10 protein-coding genes are annotated in these 15,460 nt (G+C 40.4%); 2 read left to right on the top strand and 8 right to left on the bottom strand.

The annotated features are described in order from the left end of the window. The first annotated feature begins 103 nt into the window (after positions 1-103). Complete coding sequence (locus tag NYR63_RS03045) at positions 104-325, top strand: YejL family protein (protein ID WP_279458127.1); 222 nt, start codon at positions 104-106, stop codon at positions 323-325. Between the two features lie 2 nt (positions 326-327). After that, positions 328-2,067 carry a DUF3413 domain-containing protein gene (locus NYR63_RS03040; RefSeq protein WP_279458126.1) on the top strand — a complete coding sequence of 580 codons (1,740 nt, stop codon included), beginning with the start codon at positions 328-330 and terminating at the stop codon, positions 2,065-2,067. 32 nt (positions 2,068-2,099) lie between these two features. Here the strand turns inward: NYR63_RS03040 and NYR63_RS03035 are convergent, their stop codons facing one another. The 8 genes from NYR63_RS03035 to parC form a co-directional block, all read right to left on the bottom strand. After that, positions 2,100-3,275 carry a sugar transporter gene (locus NYR63_RS03035; RefSeq protein ID WP_279458125.1) on the bottom strand — a complete coding sequence of 392 codons (1,176 nt, stop codon included), beginning with the start codon at positions 3,273-3,275 and terminating at the stop codon, positions 2,100-2,102. A 174-nt stretch (positions 3,276-3,449) separates the two neighbouring features. Next, positions 3,450-4,190 carry an HNH endonuclease gene (locus NYR63_RS03030; RefSeq protein ID WP_279458124.1) on the bottom strand — a complete coding sequence of 247 codons (741 nt, stop codon included), beginning with the start codon at positions 4,188-4,190 and terminating at the stop codon, positions 3,450-3,452. Continuing rightward, positions 4,183-5,373, bottom strand: coding sequence for an AAA family ATPase (locus NYR63_RS03025; protein ID WP_279458123.1), 1,191 nt, complete (start codon positions 5,371-5,373; stop codon positions 4,183-4,185). Before NYR63_RS03025 ends, NYR63_RS03030 begins: the two co-directional genes overlap by 8 nt. A 5-nt stretch (positions 5,374-5,378) precedes the next feature. Then, positions 5,379-9,866 carry a chromosome partition protein MukB gene (mukB, locus tag NYR63_RS03020; protein WP_279458122.1) on the bottom strand — a complete coding sequence of 1,496 codons (4,488 nt, stop codon included), beginning with the start codon at positions 9,864-9,866 and terminating at the stop codon, positions 5,379-5,381. 5 nt (positions 9,867-9,871) lie between these two features. Further along, positions 9,872-10,942 (bottom strand): PDDEXK nuclease domain-containing protein, encoded by a 1,071-nt coding sequence (locus tag NYR63_RS03015; protein ID WP_279458121.1) that lies wholly within the window; start codon positions 10,940-10,942, stop codon positions 9,872-9,874. 14 nt (positions 10,943-10,956) lie between these two features. Further along, positions 10,957-11,661 carry a chromosome partition protein MukE gene (mukE, locus tag NYR63_RS03010; protein ID WP_279458120.1) on the bottom strand — a complete coding sequence of 235 codons (705 nt, stop codon included), beginning with the start codon at positions 11,659-11,661 and terminating at the stop codon, positions 10,957-10,959. Positions 11,662-11,740: 79 nt separating this feature from the next. Next, positions 11,741-13,072: a chromosome partition protein MukF gene (gene mukF, locus NYR63_RS03005; RefSeq protein ID WP_279458119.1), complete on the bottom strand. Its 1,332-nt coding sequence runs from the start codon at positions 13,070-13,072 to the stop codon at positions 11,741-11,743. A 140-nt stretch (positions 13,073-13,212) separates the two neighbouring features. Then, on the bottom strand, positions 13,213-15,459 hold the full coding sequence (parC, locus tag NYR63_RS03000; RefSeq protein WP_279458118.1) for a DNA topoisomerase IV subunit A: 2,247 nt from the start codon (positions 15,457-15,459) through the stop codon (positions 13,213-13,215). Position 15,460 lies beyond the last annotated feature (1 nt).

The raw sequence follows: 15,460 nt of genomic DNA, 5'->3' as shown, positions 1-15,460 counted from the left end.
CATTGCCGATAAGTAAATTTATTCAAAAATCTTACCGCTTATTGCTCTCACTCCATGAAATTTTATGTTAGTATAAACAATATTTTTTTATTCACATTTTACTATGGCTACTCAATCAAAATATCAAAGCAAACAATTCGATGCGTTATCCGGCGATTTAATCGCAATCCTTGAAAAACATAAAGCTCCGGTAGATTTATCTTTAATGGCATTGGGTAATATGGTCACGAATATTTTATTAGAAAACGTGCAAACCGAGGCTCAACGTCTTGCCCTTGCAGAGGCATTTTCAAACGCACTTAAAAATTCACTAAAAACCAAATAACAATGTTATATCAATTACGCCAACTGCTACCGTCAAACTCTCTCCAATACCGTGAAGAAACTTCACAGCGTATTACTTGGGGACATTGGTTCGCACTTTTTAATGTAGTGCTGGCGTTATTGATTGCCTCTCGATATGCGTTTAATGCCGACTGGCCTAATACGCTTTCAGGGAAACTCTACTTTTTTGCCAGTTTATTCGGGCATTTTAGTTTTATTGTTTTTGCCGTTTATCTACTGTTACTTTTTCCCCTCAGTTTTTTAATTAAAAACGATCGTACTTTTCGCGGACTTTCCGTTATTTTAGCGACTATAGGTCAGACTGTTTTACTGCTAGATACGGAAGTTTTTAAACAGTTTTATTTACATTTATCACCACTTGTATGGGATTTACTGGTAAACCCTGATCAAGGTGAATTAACTCGTCAGTGGCAATTACTTTTTGTTCCTATGCCGCTAATTTTATTAGCGGAAATGCTCTATTCTCGTTGGTGCTGGCAAAAACTCCGTAGTTTTAACCGCCAGACATGGGGAAAATACGTTGCTTATTTTTTCCTTAGTTGCTTTACCGCCACTCACTTAATTTATGCTTGGGCGGATATGACGTTATATCGTCCGATCACCGCACAGAAAGCCAATTATCCGCTTTCTCATCCGATGACCGCTCGAACCTTTTTGCAAAAACACGGGTTGATCGATCAAGCCGAATTACAACAAGAAATTGAAGAAAGCGGCCGTTTAGACAGTTTTTATTTAAATTATCCGAAACATACTTTAACCTTTACGCAGAAACCGACAACCAACTTATTGTTTATTAATTTATCCGGTTTAAATAATGAGGCTATTTCCGGTGAAAATATGCCGACATTGACCGAGATCAGTCAAAAATCTCATCGTTTTATGCAGCATTACTCAAGCGGAGATTCTTCGGCAAGCGGCGTATTAGGTTTATTTTATAGTTTAAGCGGCAAGTATCTGGATGCGGTATTAGGTAATAAAGAGACGTCCCCGCTTTTACTTGCATTTAAACAATCCGGCTACCAATTAGGATTATTCTCTCATAACGGCTTTGCGGACCCTATTTATCACCAAGGTGTGTTTGCCGGTATATTACTACCTGAATCTCAGAATAATTTAGATGCAATTGCACAATGGAAACAATGGATTACGCAACGTACATTACATACGCCGTTCTTTAGCTATTTAGATTTAGCTATGCCTGCCGCCAATGATTATGCACAACAAACAAAATTACTTGATTGGCAATTAAAAGAAATTTGGACACAGCTCGAATCGAATGCATTACTCGCAAATACATTAGTGATTATTACGGCGGATCAAGCGCTTCCGTCCGATAAACAAAGTGAAAATAGTTTTGCCAAACAACATATCCAAGTACCGATGATGATGTATTGGCAGGGCGAAGGCAAACAGTATGATTTTTTATCAAGCCATGTAGATATATTACCTACGTTACTTAATCAATTCTTTAAAATAAAGAACCCACTTAGCGATTATGCACAAGGTATTGATTTAACGACACAAAATAAACGTTTATGGCTATTGGCATCAAATCATAAATGGGATGTAGCTATTATGCCGGACGGCGAGCAATATCACATTGATAAACGAGGACACTTTGAGAATTTTAATGCGCAAGGCGAAAAAGTAAAAAGTGAACGTCCGCCGCTCGCACTCTTCTTACATATGATTCAACAAAGTAATCAATTTGTTGAGAAATAGTTGCAACTAAAAATGGGCTTAAAAGCCCATTTTTATTTTATAACTCGATAGCGTAACGAAATAAATAAAAACCACAAGATCGCAATCGCCGCTAATCCACCGCCAATCAATCCGATATAAGGCAAGCCGATATGCTGAATCACTTGACTACCGATTAATGCGCCGCCACCAATCCCGACATTATAAATACCTGAATAAATTGCTGTTGCCACATCGGTTGCATCCGGTGCGAGATCCAACACTTGCATTTGCAATGCGATACTCATGGCGGTGATGCCAATCCCCCAAATAAACACAATGCCGAACATTGCCGCAATATGATCGCTCAATGGTAATAAACACAGCTGCATTAGCATAATGAGAGCCATATTTACGATAATAAATTTCTTCGGCGCTTTCGGATATAATCGCCCGAATAAGAAACTTGCCGCCACTCCCGCTAAGCCGAATACTAATAAAATTGCCGTGCCGGTTTGCTCGCTCATTTGGCTGATCTTCACCATAAACGGTTCAATATAACTATAGCCGGTAAAATGCCCGGAGATCACGACCACCGTGAGCAAATAGATACCGATTAACATCGGACGCTTAATTAAAATCGGCAAGCTGGCTAATGAACCCGAATTTTTACTTGGTAAATGCGGTAATAATTTCCACATAATCAGCATAATACCCAACGCAATAATGCCAATCAGGGCAAACGTTTCACGCCAGCCGAACGCTTGCCCGATCATTCGCCCTAACGGCAGACCAAGAATCATCGCTAATGAGCTACCTAACGCTAATAACCCCAATGCTTGCTGCTTTTTATCTTTAGGCGCAACACGAATTACCAATGAAGCGGTTATGGACCAGAAAATAGCATGTGTTAATGCAATTCCCATCCGAGAAACTAGTAAAACAGTAAAATTGGTTGCAAAATAAGAAATAACATGACCGATAATAAATACGGTAAACAACACGAGCAACAAACGCTTTCGTTCTACTTTTGCGGTAAGCAGCATAAAAGGTAACGAAGCGAGAAACACCACCCACGCATAGGCGGTAATCATTAAGCCGGTTGTTGCCGTTTCCATCTCAAAACTCTCCGCAATATCCGAGAGTAACGCAACCGGAATGAATTCCGTGGTATTAAAAATAAATGCGGATAACGAAAATGCAAACACTCGCAAAAACGAAAGTTTGCGATGCTCTTTTCTGGTTATCATTTTATCTTCCTAAAAAATTAAGCGGTCAGATTTTGCATTTCTGACCACTTGCTGATCTGCCCAGTTAGACACATTAGTACATTTTATCTCTGATGGCATCATCAGGATAATCTGCAAAAATTTTGGCTATCACATGCCGATTCTGACCGATATAAACCAATTATTTCCATTTTATTAATGACATAAGCACAGCATTTTTGAAGAATTATGTAGATTTTCAAAATCTTCATCCCAAAGATTTCTTTCTCGCATTTTTGAAAAAATTTCACAATATTCCGAACTTCCATGAACGATCGTAGCAGAAACTGCTGAATATAAGGCATTTTCCTGACACTCTTCCAAGATAGCTTTGAGTGTTCTTAATACTGCCCGTTTTTTAGATTCTTGATTAGAGATAATATAATCATCTAGTGATGATAGTACGCCTTCTAATCGATTTATTAACCCATTACCAACTCTACATCTAGGAAGAACTAAATGTTCACTATTATTCAAGTCTAAAACTGAAATTGTCATTTTTCCAATTTCAGTTTTAGGTAGGATTCGATAATTGTGTAAATAAATATGGTCTTGTGGCAACATATCACAGGGGTTCATAATAGGTTCAGAAACCACATCATGATCAGATTTCGAGCCATTACAATGTTTACAAGAAGGTAATAAGTTAGTCCAATTAACGACATCATCAGGATAATCTTTTTTATCCTTAAAATGTTCTACTTCCATATAAGAACTTTGTTCGCCAAGTTTTGCTTCACAATAAGCACATTTATTGTGAGAAAAGGAAAGTAGGCTCGTTTTAATCTCTACATGATTCCATACATTTGACTTATCTGATTTAAACTTAGCTGTTAGCTCTTTTACTTTTTCTGGCGTTAAATAAACTGGTGCTTCACATCGCTGCAACTTAATCATTAATTACACCACCTATTGATTTATAATCAATATTAACCATTTTTCTTAATGGATTTTTCGGATGAAGCATTTTATTTAGAATTTCAAAGTTTTCTTTAGCATCATCTAGCTGTTCAGAATCAATTGCCGCATTAAATTTTGATAAGATCTCTGTTAGAAATTCACTTTGTGTAGATTTCATACCCATAACATCTTGTAGCACTTCATCAAGTGTCCAACCTAAATAGCCATATTTTGAATTAGGCAATTCTCGTACATAAGTAATGCCCTCATCATCAGCAGCTAGGGCAATAATTTGATCTCCTTTTGCACTTTGGACAATATGAGGACTATGTGTAGTCACAATAAACTGTACTTGAGGAAAAATCTCTTGCAAAGCAATTTCAATTTTTGATTGCCATTCAGGATGAAGATGAAGTTCCAATTCATCAATAAGAACCACCCCATCAAATTCACTAACTAAACACTGGGCATCTTCCATTCTGGTTTCTATTTCTTTAATAATACCGAATACAATACTCAAACAAGATTTAAACCCTGATGATAAATACTCATACCAAATTTCACCATTTGGAGTTTTTACAAAAATATCAAATGTTTTACCATCAGCTCTTGCATAAGAGTAATCAGGATTAAAAATTGAAAAACTATTTTTCGCAATTTCTAAATTTTTCTTATTATTTTCAGTTAAAGCATCGGGTGTTCCAACTAATAAACAACGATTAGCAAACCAATCCTTCATATTATTTAAAGGAATTCCATTTGCGATATTTTGACTCAAACAGCTCTCTCCAGGTCTATCATCCTTTTTTAAAGCATCTAATGCTTTATAATCAAAAATTCTAGATACGCCAATAAATATACATTTTTTTCTTAAGTCTGAATCATCATACTTACCACATAGAACTCTTGCTGGATCATAGGAATCAATTTGAAATTCTTTTGATATTATTTCTTCATTATTGTTTATGACTATTTTAAAGCATCCATGTTCTGTAGCATTTACTCTTTTCTTTAATTTTGAATAATTATAATGAGAAATAAATGCATGAGTTAATGAATTTAAAATAGTTGTCTTTCCTATTCCATTAGGTCCACAAATAATATTCATTTCTTCATTAAATTTAATTTTGGCGGATTTTATTCCGCCGACATCATTTAAGATAAGCTCTTGGATTTTCATACAACTTAAACTCCAAACCCTTTCAATCCGACCACGTGTACATACTCTTGGTTATTGGTGATTTTACGCACCAATTTATAAGTCGTACCACGTTCCGGGCTGATATTTTCCGGTGCGGCAATCAATAACTGCATATCTAAACGTTCGCACAATTCAAACAAAGTATTGATTGAAGTTGCATCCAAACGTGCCGCTTCATCAAGGAATAATAAGCGGCTCGGTAAAATATCTTTCGCACGCATACGGCGAGACTCTTCTTCCCAGCTTTGTACCACCATTAACAGGATGGACATACCGGTACCGATCGCTTCACCGGTTGAAAGCGCACTACTTTCCGCACGCATCCAACCGTCTGCGCCACGGAAGGTTTCCACTTCAAGATCTAAATAGTTACGGTAATCCAATAACTCTTCACCGATCGTTTGTGGCGTACGTTGTCCCATTTCAATATGCGGATTCACACGTTTATACAACATTGCCAACGCTTCTGAGAAGCTGAGTTTTTGGCTGTCGAATAAATCTTTATGCTCTTCTCTGCCATTGCTCAATGCGTTAAGTAGGATTGCGTGCGTATCACGAATATTCACTACTAAGCGAACGCCTTTCACCTGACCGAAGGCAATATTTTGTAGCCCTTGGTTAAGCTGTAAGATACGGTTTTGCTCACGTTGAATCGTTTTACGCAAGATATTTGCCACAGATTCCGCACTGATTGCTAATTTTTTCTCACGGCTGGTTAATTCGTTAGTTAAACGAGATAACTCGATTTCCATTTGTTCAATCGCATCAATCGGATCATCGGTTTTGATAATATCCTGACGAATACGCTCACGTAAGTGCTGATAAACCGCAATAAAGAACGCCACTTTATTTTCCGGCTTACGGCTATCTTCCGAAGCTCGTAGGCTGTCACGGAGATATTCGTTATCCGCCACAGCGGTACGTAAAGCACCTAACGCTTTATCGGAAATCGAACGTAATTCTTCCGCCGATTGATAGGCTAATTCACGGCGATTTAAGCGTTTTTCTACATCGCTATTACGTGAAAGTTTAAGTACCAAACACCAGCTGACTTTCGCTTGCACCACTAACTCACGTTGTGTGTGGTAATCACGTTCCGCTTTACGTAGCGTACGAGTTAAATTATCAATTTCCGCTTCAATCGTACCTAATTGTTTATCTAGATAACCTTTACGAGAACGTTGTTGACTTAAACGTTGTTGTAATTCGTCACGGCGGGCTCTTGCACGCTCTTCCGCACCGATATCACCACGTACGCCTAAGTCATCAATTTCACGAATCAGCTCTTGCAACATCTGTGTTTTCGCATCACACGAACTGCGTAAACCGGTTAAAACTTGGTTGTATTGAGTAAATTGCGCTTGTGCTTGACGTAATTGATCACGAGCTTGCTCACGTTCACGTTGTGCGCTCTCTAAACGAGCTCGTAATTGTTCGGTTAATGCAGATCCTTCCGAACCGATCGCTTCTTCATAGCTAAAATGCACACGACGTTGAATCACATCAGACAGTGCAAAAACTTTTTGTTGAACTTGTTTTTGCTCCGCTTTAGCTTGTTGGTAATCTTGCTCCAACTGCTCAAACTTCGCCGGATCGCTCTTCAAGCTCGCAGCAATCGGTTCTAATTGAGTTAAGTAATTACCGAATTGGCGAACAAACTGTTCATCTTCTTCCGCTTCATCTAACTGTGCACGACATTCTTCCGCACGATCCGCTAAGGTTTCGTCTTCTAACAAGCTAACAAGCGGTAGAATTTTATTCAACATTTGCAATTTCGCTTTTGCTGAATCTAATTGAGTACGCAATTGCTGTTCGTTGCCTGCTGCTTGGTTAAGTTCACGTTCGATTTCAGTACGTTCCACCGCAATTTCTTGCATTTGCTCTTCCGGATTCGGCTGGAAGGCTAAACTTAAATGCGTACCGACAAATTGGCTTAAATGCTGATGTAAACGCTGACATTTTTGCACGTCAAAGGCACGTTCCGCATGTTGTTCGCTCACTTCATCACGCTCGGCTTTTAACGTTTCTAAATGTTTCTCACGTGCTGCACGTCCAAATAACGGCACTTCTGGGAACTTAGAATAACGCCATTGGCGATCAGATACTTTGACCACCACACCTTCGGCCAATTCTTCTGCAGTAAATACCGCATCATCAAATGCTGACGGGTCACCTTCGATCAAATAAAGATCGGTCGGGCAATCGTCTAATTTTTCTAATTGTGCTTTAACGCTTTCTAAATCACGTACCACAATTGCATGACGAGCTTCACCGTAAAGTGCTGAGAAATACGGTGCATCATCAATCGATACATCATCATATAATTCAGAAAGTAATACGCCGCCAAAACGTTCCGCCAATTGATTTAAGCGAACATCGTCCGAACCGTCCGGCTGACTTAAACGAGTAATCTGTGCGTCTAACGCAGCTTCTCGGCGTGCTAATTCATCACGTGCTAAAGTGGCTTCACGCTCTTTGGTCAGCATATTTTGCATAAACTGCATTACCGATTGGCTGGCTTCAAATTTTTCACCACATTGCTCTTCTAAACGTGCTAATGCGGATTGTGCCGTATGCCATGCCGGTGCGGTTTTCGCCAGTTGATTATATTGCTGATTAAGCTGTTCACGTTGCTGACGCTGCGTCGAACGCACTTCAACAAATTCCGCTAATTCCGCTTCCACATCTTCAAGACGTACCTGTTGCTGTTCGAAATAGCTCTCTAATTCTTCCGCGGTTTCAAATTGCGTTTGTGCTTTTTGGTTAAATTCAGCTAATAGGCGTTCCGCATTTTGTTGTTGATGTAACCGTTGTTCTAAATCTGCAAGTTTTTGGCGTAAAGCGACCGCTTGTGTTGCCTGCATTTTTTGATCGGTAAACGCTGTCAGCAAACTTCTCGCTTCATTCCACGCTTCAGAGCGGTCAATTCCACCGGAAATTTTGCAAACTAATTCATAAGCTTTTTCAAACTGCGTTTTCGCCATATCCGAAACGGATAAACGTTGTTCCAGTTCGAAAACTTGATCGGTTAAATCGTCCGCTTGTGCGGCAAACTCGGCATGATAATCTTCCACATTATGGAGATCTAAATGTGGTAAGCCACAAAGTTGTTTCGCTTTTTCTAATGCGGCAATCGCTTGTTGATATTGCAATGCACGTGTTTGCTGCGCATCCAACGCTTGCTGATAATCCGCCATCTGTGAGCGTAATTCTTCCACTTGCTCATCAGCATCATCCGCTCTTACTTGCGCAGTTTCCACTTGTTCGGAAACTTCTTCCAACGCAATTTGTTGCTCTTCTAACTTTTCATTGAGTTCCGCGACTTCATCTTGATAACGTTCGATTTTTTCTTGGTGACGAAGCGCATTCATCACTAAATTTAAGTGATCGTTCGCTGAATTGTATTCCGCTTCTAAGCCACTTTCGTTTTCTGAAATATCCGCTACTTCACGGCTAAATTCGATTAAACGTTGCTGTTCCAATTCAAGTTTCGATTTTGATTCATACCACGCACGGCGTTGCTCTAACGCAATTTGTACGTTACCACGGCGCTCATTTGCATTGCGCATATAGTCGGCAGAAACGTAGTTAGTCGATTCGGTGATCAAGTGTTTAAACATATCACGATCAGATTGCGTAACCTTAATCGCTTCTAACGTCATACGATTTTCACGTAATGCCGATTCCATATCTTGGAACGCTTGGCGAACGCCGGTGTTTTCCGGTAATAAATAGTCACGTAACGATTTGGTAATCACGCTTGAAATACCACCGTAAAGCGACGCTTCGATTAATTTATAGAATTTGCTGCGATCCGCCGAGGAGCGTAAACGTTTAGGAATCACGCCTAAATCGAACATAAAGCTGTGATAATCGGTAATCGAGTGATATTGCTTGAATAGCACTTCCGAACCATCAAATTTGTCTTTTAAATCCGCTAACGGCAATACACGTGCTTTTTCGCCAACTTGTTCAGTCAGTATACTAATGATTGAATCACTCATCGGCACGTTTTGTAACGAGAACGAGCGAATATCCACTTTTTTGTCACGCCCCGCCACTTGTTGTAACCGCACACCGGTAATTACACGTTGTCCACGAGAGTTCAACGACTCTAATACCGCATAACACACACCGGCTTTTAATTTCCCGTATAAACCTTTATCACGAGAGCTCGAGGTTGAACCGGCTTCTGTCGTATTACGGAAGTTTAATAGGGTAAGATCGGGGATCAAAGCGGTCACAAAACCCGCCATTGTGGTGGATTTACCCGCACCATTACCGCCCGAAAGCGTGGTCACCAACTCGTCTAAATCGAAGGTACGTGCAAAAAAACCGTTCCAGTTAATTAACGTAAGCGAACGGAATTTACCACGGCTCACTGTATGTTGAGGATTGGCAAGCGGTGCGATTGGTGCAGAATTTTGCAACGCAGTGGTTTGATCTTCAAATAATTCGTTTGTATCTGTCATTTTATTTATTCCAACTCTTTTTCAATTTCTTCAATTGTTGGTAAGCTACTTTTAAATTCTTCACTTAAACATTGAGTAATTTGATATTCACTAATACCTATTGGTTGTGACATATCACTTAACGCATATTCCGCAACAATATCGTCTTTATCCTTACAAATCAGAATACCAATAGTAGGATTGTCTTGTATGCTTTTTATTTGTCTATTAACCGCTGTAACATAAAAATTTAATTTTCCTGCAAACTCAGGCTTAAACTTTTCTGTTTTCAACTCTACAACCACATAACAGCGTAAGCGGACATGGTAAAACAACAAGTCCATATAAAAATCACTTTTTCCGACCTGAATATGAACCTGTCGCCCCATATAAGCAAACCCTGTACCAAGTTCCAGCAAGAATTGTGTAATTTTTTCAACTAACCGACTTTCCAACTCCCTTTCATCATAATTTTCTCTTAGTGTCAGAAAATCAAAATTGTAAGGATCTTTTAACGTTTGTTGAGCTAGGTCTGATTGTTCCGATGGAAGCCTCACTTCAAAATTACTAATTGCCTTCCCTTGTCTTTCATAAAGTTTGCTGTCTATTTGATGTTCTAAGATCGAACGGCTCCAACCATTTTCTAATGTTTTCTGTACATAAAACAAAGCCTGCGGAACAGTCTGACACTTATACATAATCCTTTGATTGTGACCCCAAGGGATAGATTTAATCAATGCTTCAAATTGGGTTACAGCTTGTAACCCGATTACATTATTAGTTTTATTCTCAGAAGAAGAGAACAAATCATCTTGAGTATAAAATTTATACCAATATCGAATTTTCTTGAGATTTTCCTCTGAAAAACCTGATATTTCGGGAAAAGAATGCTTTAAATCTCGACTTAGAGCCTTAAGAAATCCCTCTCCCCAAGCATAATTTTCTTGGCGAATAAGTATTTCTTTTCCAAGTTCCCAATATAGATTAAGCAATTCATAATTGACACTTACAGCAGCCTTTATTTGACTTTGCTTAATACGAGATTTTAAATCTGCCAGCCATTGCTTATAATCGCTATCAGCTAAAAACTGTGTCATATAATTACCTAAACTTACTCTTCGCTCTCATCTTCTACAGCACTTTCTGAAAATTCGACCGCTTGTTCCGCTAAAATTGCCGGCGTTGTCGCTTCACCGTCACGAATTAAGCGTAATTGCGCTTCTCGCGGATCATCGCCCACTCGGACATCCGCACCGAAACGGAACACCGATTCCGAGATCACAAATTTCTTGCTGTTTTGCTCACCAATACGAGTAATGATACCGATACGTGCCAAACGGCGTAACGCACCACCAACTTTCTCGGCTAATTTTGCTTTATCTAAGTCAGAACCGGTCGAACGCGGATTCACCGCCTTGAGTAATTTGCTTTCATCAGCGAGATTCATCAGCTCTTCATATACATCATCTTGGCTAAAAATACCTTGTTGCGCTAAACGCTCCGGACTGAGGTAAAGATAGCAAAGTACTTTACCCACTAACATTTCCATTTCCGACATTGCCGAACGAGCAATTAAAGTTGATGCTTTCGGGCGTAAGTAGAAAAAGCCTTCCGGCGCACGAATTAATTCCACGTGATAACGGCGGTAAAAACTTTCTAACTCGGCTTGGAAGTCCATTAAAAAAGCGTGTTCGTCCAGCTGTTCCGTATTAATATGGCGACCGGCACGAAGTTGGCTGTCTAGCTCCGGGAAAATCGGGTTGGCAATTGCCACTGCCAATTTTTGAGAAATAACGTCTTGAATTTGCTCTGTCATATTTTACTCTCGTAGGGCAGGCATTTTGCCTACCATTAAACTTTCTGTTTTTCCAATGGTGGGCAAAATGCCCACCCTACTATTTGTTATATTGGTCGATTACGTTCGCCTGAACTTCTGCACCCTTATCATTAATTGCTTGCCACTCTGGGTAAACCGCTTGGCTATCGAGGCTTGCCATACCGAGTTTTACCGCTTGATCCACAATAATTCGTGCCACATCAAAATGACGAGATTGCGGATAAAGTGCCAGTTGCTCACGTAATACCGCACCAAGATCGATTGGTTTGTCTTCTGCCCTAAACGGTGCTAAATGCGCTTGCATTACACTGATAATCTGTTCTTGAACATCTGAAAGCGACTCGTATTCCAATTCGCTCGGCAACTCACCGACCGCTTCCGCCTCATTCAGCATCGTTTCATCGTCACGTAGATCTAATAGTGATTCCGCTTTCGCAGTATAAAGTAACCAAGGTGCATTGAAATAATCTTGAATAGATTGGCGTAAACGCTGACCGAATACACGGTTTTTATCCATATCAATCGCCGTACGAATAAATTTATGAACGTGGCGATCATAACCGATCCACAGGTCAATCGCTTGTTGCCCCCAGCTAATGATACGGTCTAATTTGTTTTGCAGATTGACAATCAGTTGATCGACAAAATCCAAATCATCACGCCCAATCAAGCAGCTTTGAATACGCAGTAATTGCGCCTGTAACTTGTCACCTGCCGCATTAAGCGTATCTTGTAGCTCACGTAAATTACCCGAGGTTTCGTCCAGTAATTGTTCACAACTAAGAATCGCTTCATGCCAATTTTGACTTAATAGCTCGGCAATTCGCTCACGAATTTGATGTTGGTTTTCATCCATCATACGTTGGGAAAGATCGATACTATCGAAAATTTCCGCTACCGAATATTTAAGCGGTGCAAATACGTTATTGCGCCAAAAACGCTCGTCACCGCCCTCTTCCGCCGCCGATGAAGCACGCTGAATCTCGTCTGCTACAATTGAAAGCTGAATGGATAAACGTAAGGTAGAAAACTCTCGCTGACGCACGTAATAATCCGCCACACCCACACCTAATGGCGTGATACGATAAATGGCTAAACCTTCGGTAAATTCGCTGGAAAAACGGTTAAGAAAACGCTGCTTAACTAAATCGTTAATCGCATTATTGGCACGTTGTGTAAGGGTGGCTTCCGCTTGGTCGAATGCCTCAGAAACATAACGAAAAAGATCCACTAGATCACTTTCGAGAAGTTCTCCGTCCGTTTGTTCGTTATTGTAAATGGAAATCGCCAAGAGAAAGGCAAGGCGATCAGAAGAGAGCGAAAGAGAGAATTCTCGCTCTTTCGTCCAGTTGATCAGTTCTGGGATTGTCTGTGCCAATTCGTTTTGCATACAGCTTTATCGTTTGTTGATGAAAAAATGGTGTTTATTGTACAGGAATGTGAATCAAATAGGAATGAAATCAAAAAAAGAAGCGATCAAATTCCGCAAAGTTTTTACGAAATTTGACCGTTTGTCTGATGAGGAAATAATTAGTCTACAATTTCCACTGTCGAAGTCGCGCTTAGGCCTCTTACAAGTTGAGAACCTTTTCTTGCACGTTCACCACGGTAATTATCAATATCACTCGGTTTAAGGGTAATTTTGCGTTTGCCGGAAACAAACACTAACGATTGTATCGGTTTAACCAGTAATAAACGGGCAAGCAATTCATTACCTTCTTTTGCCGCCTGTGCGGAAATATTGATAATCTTATTCCCTTTACCTTTCGAAAGCTGTGGCAATTCGGTGATCGGGAATACTAACATTCGTCCGACACTACTCATTGCGACAAGTGAAAGTTCAGTTTCATTATCAATTAATTGCGGTGGCAGCACTTTGGCATTTTCGGTTAAAGAAATGACTGCTTTACCCGCTTTATTGCGAGAAACTAAATCTTCAAAGCTACAAATAAAGCCATAGCCGGAATCTGATGCCATCAGGACTTTAGTTTCCGAGTTCGCCATTAATACTTGCTGAACGGTTGCCCCTTCCGGCAAAGTAATCTTACCGGTGAGCGGTTCGCCTTGAGAACGTGCCGATGGTAGCGAAGTCGGATCAAGCGCATAAGCTCGCCCCGTGCTATCGAGAAACACGACCGGCTGATTACTTCTGCCATATGCATGTGAAAGATAACCATCACCGGCACGATAACTTAAGCCTTGCACGTCAATATCATGCCCTTTCGCACAACGTACCCAGCCTTTTTCCGATAGAATCACCGTAACATCTTCAGTCGGGGTTAAGTCACTTTCAGAAATTGCTTTCGCTTCAGCACGTTCAACCAATGGCGAACGGCGTGGGCTGGCAAACGCTTTTGCATCCGCCTGAATTTCTTTTTTAATCAGCGTATTTAAACGGCGTTCCGAACCAAGCGTTAATTGCAATTCATCACGCTCTTTTTCAAGCTGTGATTTTTCCGCCTGCAATTCGTGTTCTTCTAATTTTGCCAAATGACGTAAGCGTAAATTTAAAATCGCTTCGGCTTGTACTTCACTTAAATTAAAGCGAGCCATTAATGCCGTTTTCGGTTCATCTTCATTGCGGATAATTTCGATCACTTCATCAATATTCAGGAAAGCGATCATCAAACCGTCTAAAATATGCAAGCGGTTTAAAATTTTATCTAAACGGTAACTTAAACGGCGCGTTACCGTAGTACGGCGGAACATTAGCCATTCGGTTAAAATCGTGTGCAGATTTTTCACCGCCGGTTTACCGTCCAGCCCGATCATATTCATATTGACGCGATAGCTTTTCTCAAGATCGGTTGTGGCAAATAAATGATCCATTAACGCTTCAAAATCAATACGATTTGAGCGAGGTACAATCACGATACGAATAGGGTTTTCGTGATCCGATTCATCACGAATATCATCCACCATCGGCAATTTTTTATTACGCATTTGCGTTGCGATTTGCTCAATCACTTTTGACGGTGAAGCTTGATGCGGTAATGCCGAAATCACAATTTCGCCGTCTTCTTTTTTCCATACCGCACGCATTTTGATTGAGCCTTTACCTTGCTCATACATTTTGGCAATATCGGCTTTAGGCGTAATAATTTCCGCTTCGGTCGGATAATCCGGACCTTGTACCACCGTCATTAATTCGGCAAAACTTGCTTTCGGGTTTTCCAACAACATTACGCTCGCTTCGGCTAATTCATTGATATTGTGCGGCGGAATATCGGTTGCCATACCGACTGCAATCCCCATCGTGCCATTTAGCAAAATATGCGGTAAACGTGCCGGTAAATATTTCGGTTCTTCAAGCGAACCATCAAAATTCAGTTGGTAATCAACTGTACCTTGTCCTAATTCGCCCAGTAACACCTCTGCCATTTTCGACAGTTTTGATTCGGTATAACGCATTGCAGCAAAAGATTTAGGATCGTCAGGTGCACCCCAGTTTCCTTGTCCGTCAATAAGCGGATAGCGATAAGAGAACGGCTGTGCCATTAATACCATCGCTTCATAACAAGCACTATCGCCGTGCGGATGGAATTTACCTAACACGTCCCCGACGGTACGTGCCGATTTTTTATATTTTGCCGAAGCATTTAAGCCTAACTCGGACATTGCATAAATAATACGGCGTTGTACGGGTTTTAAACCGTCGCCGATAAACGGCAAAGCACGGTCCATAATGACGTACATCGAATAGTTGAGGTAAGCGTCTTCGGTGAAACGCTTAATCGGCATTTGCTCCACGCCTTCGTAATTGATTTCTGTACTCATT

It is taken from the genome of Actinobacillus genomosp. 1 (assembly GCF_029774175.1).
Taxonomy (GTDB): Bacteria; Pseudomonadota; Gammaproteobacteria; order Enterobacterales; family Pasteurellaceae; genus Actinobacillus.
The sequence above is the reverse complement of the archived record's forward strand: the minus strand, read 5'-3'. Positions and strand labels throughout refer to the sequence as shown.

Excerpts from the sequence above, each read along its gene's own strand:
- NYR63_RS03045 (WP_279458127.1), top strand. The coding sequence starts at position 104 with ATGGCTACTCAATCAAAATATCAAAGCAAACAATTCGATGCGTTATCC.
- NYR63_RS03040 (WP_279458126.1), top strand. The coding sequence starts at position 328 with ATGTTATATCAATTACGCCAACTGCTACCGTCAAACTCTCTCCAATAC.
- NYR63_RS03035 (WP_279458125.1), bottom strand. The coding sequence starts at position 3,275 with ATGATAACCAGAAAAGAGCATCGCAAACTTTCGTTTTTGCGAGTGTTT.
- NYR63_RS03030 (WP_279458124.1), bottom strand. The coding sequence starts at position 4,190 with ATGATTAAGTTGCAGCGATGTGAAGCACCAGTTTATTTAACGCCAGAA.
- NYR63_RS03025 (WP_279458123.1), bottom strand. The coding sequence starts at position 5,373 with ATGAAAATCCAAGAGCTTATCTTAAATGATGTCGGCGGAATAAAATCC.
- mukB (WP_279458122.1), bottom strand. The coding sequence starts at position 9,866 with ATGACAGATACAAACGAATTATTTGAAGATCAAACCACTGCGTTGCAA.
- NYR63_RS03015 (WP_279458121.1), bottom strand. The coding sequence starts at position 10,942 with ATGACACAGTTTTTAGCTGATAGCGATTATAAGCAATGGCTGGCAGAT.
- mukE (WP_279458120.1), bottom strand. The coding sequence starts at position 11,661 with ATGACAGAGCAAATTCAAGACGTTATTTCTCAAAAATTGGCAGTGGCA.
- mukF (WP_279458119.1), bottom strand. The coding sequence starts at position 13,072 with ATGCAAAACGAATTGGCACAGACAATCCCAGAACTGATCAACTGGACG.
- parC (WP_279458118.1), bottom strand. The coding sequence starts at position 15,459 with ATGAGTACAGAAATCAATTACGAAGGCGTGGAGCAAATGCCGATTAAG.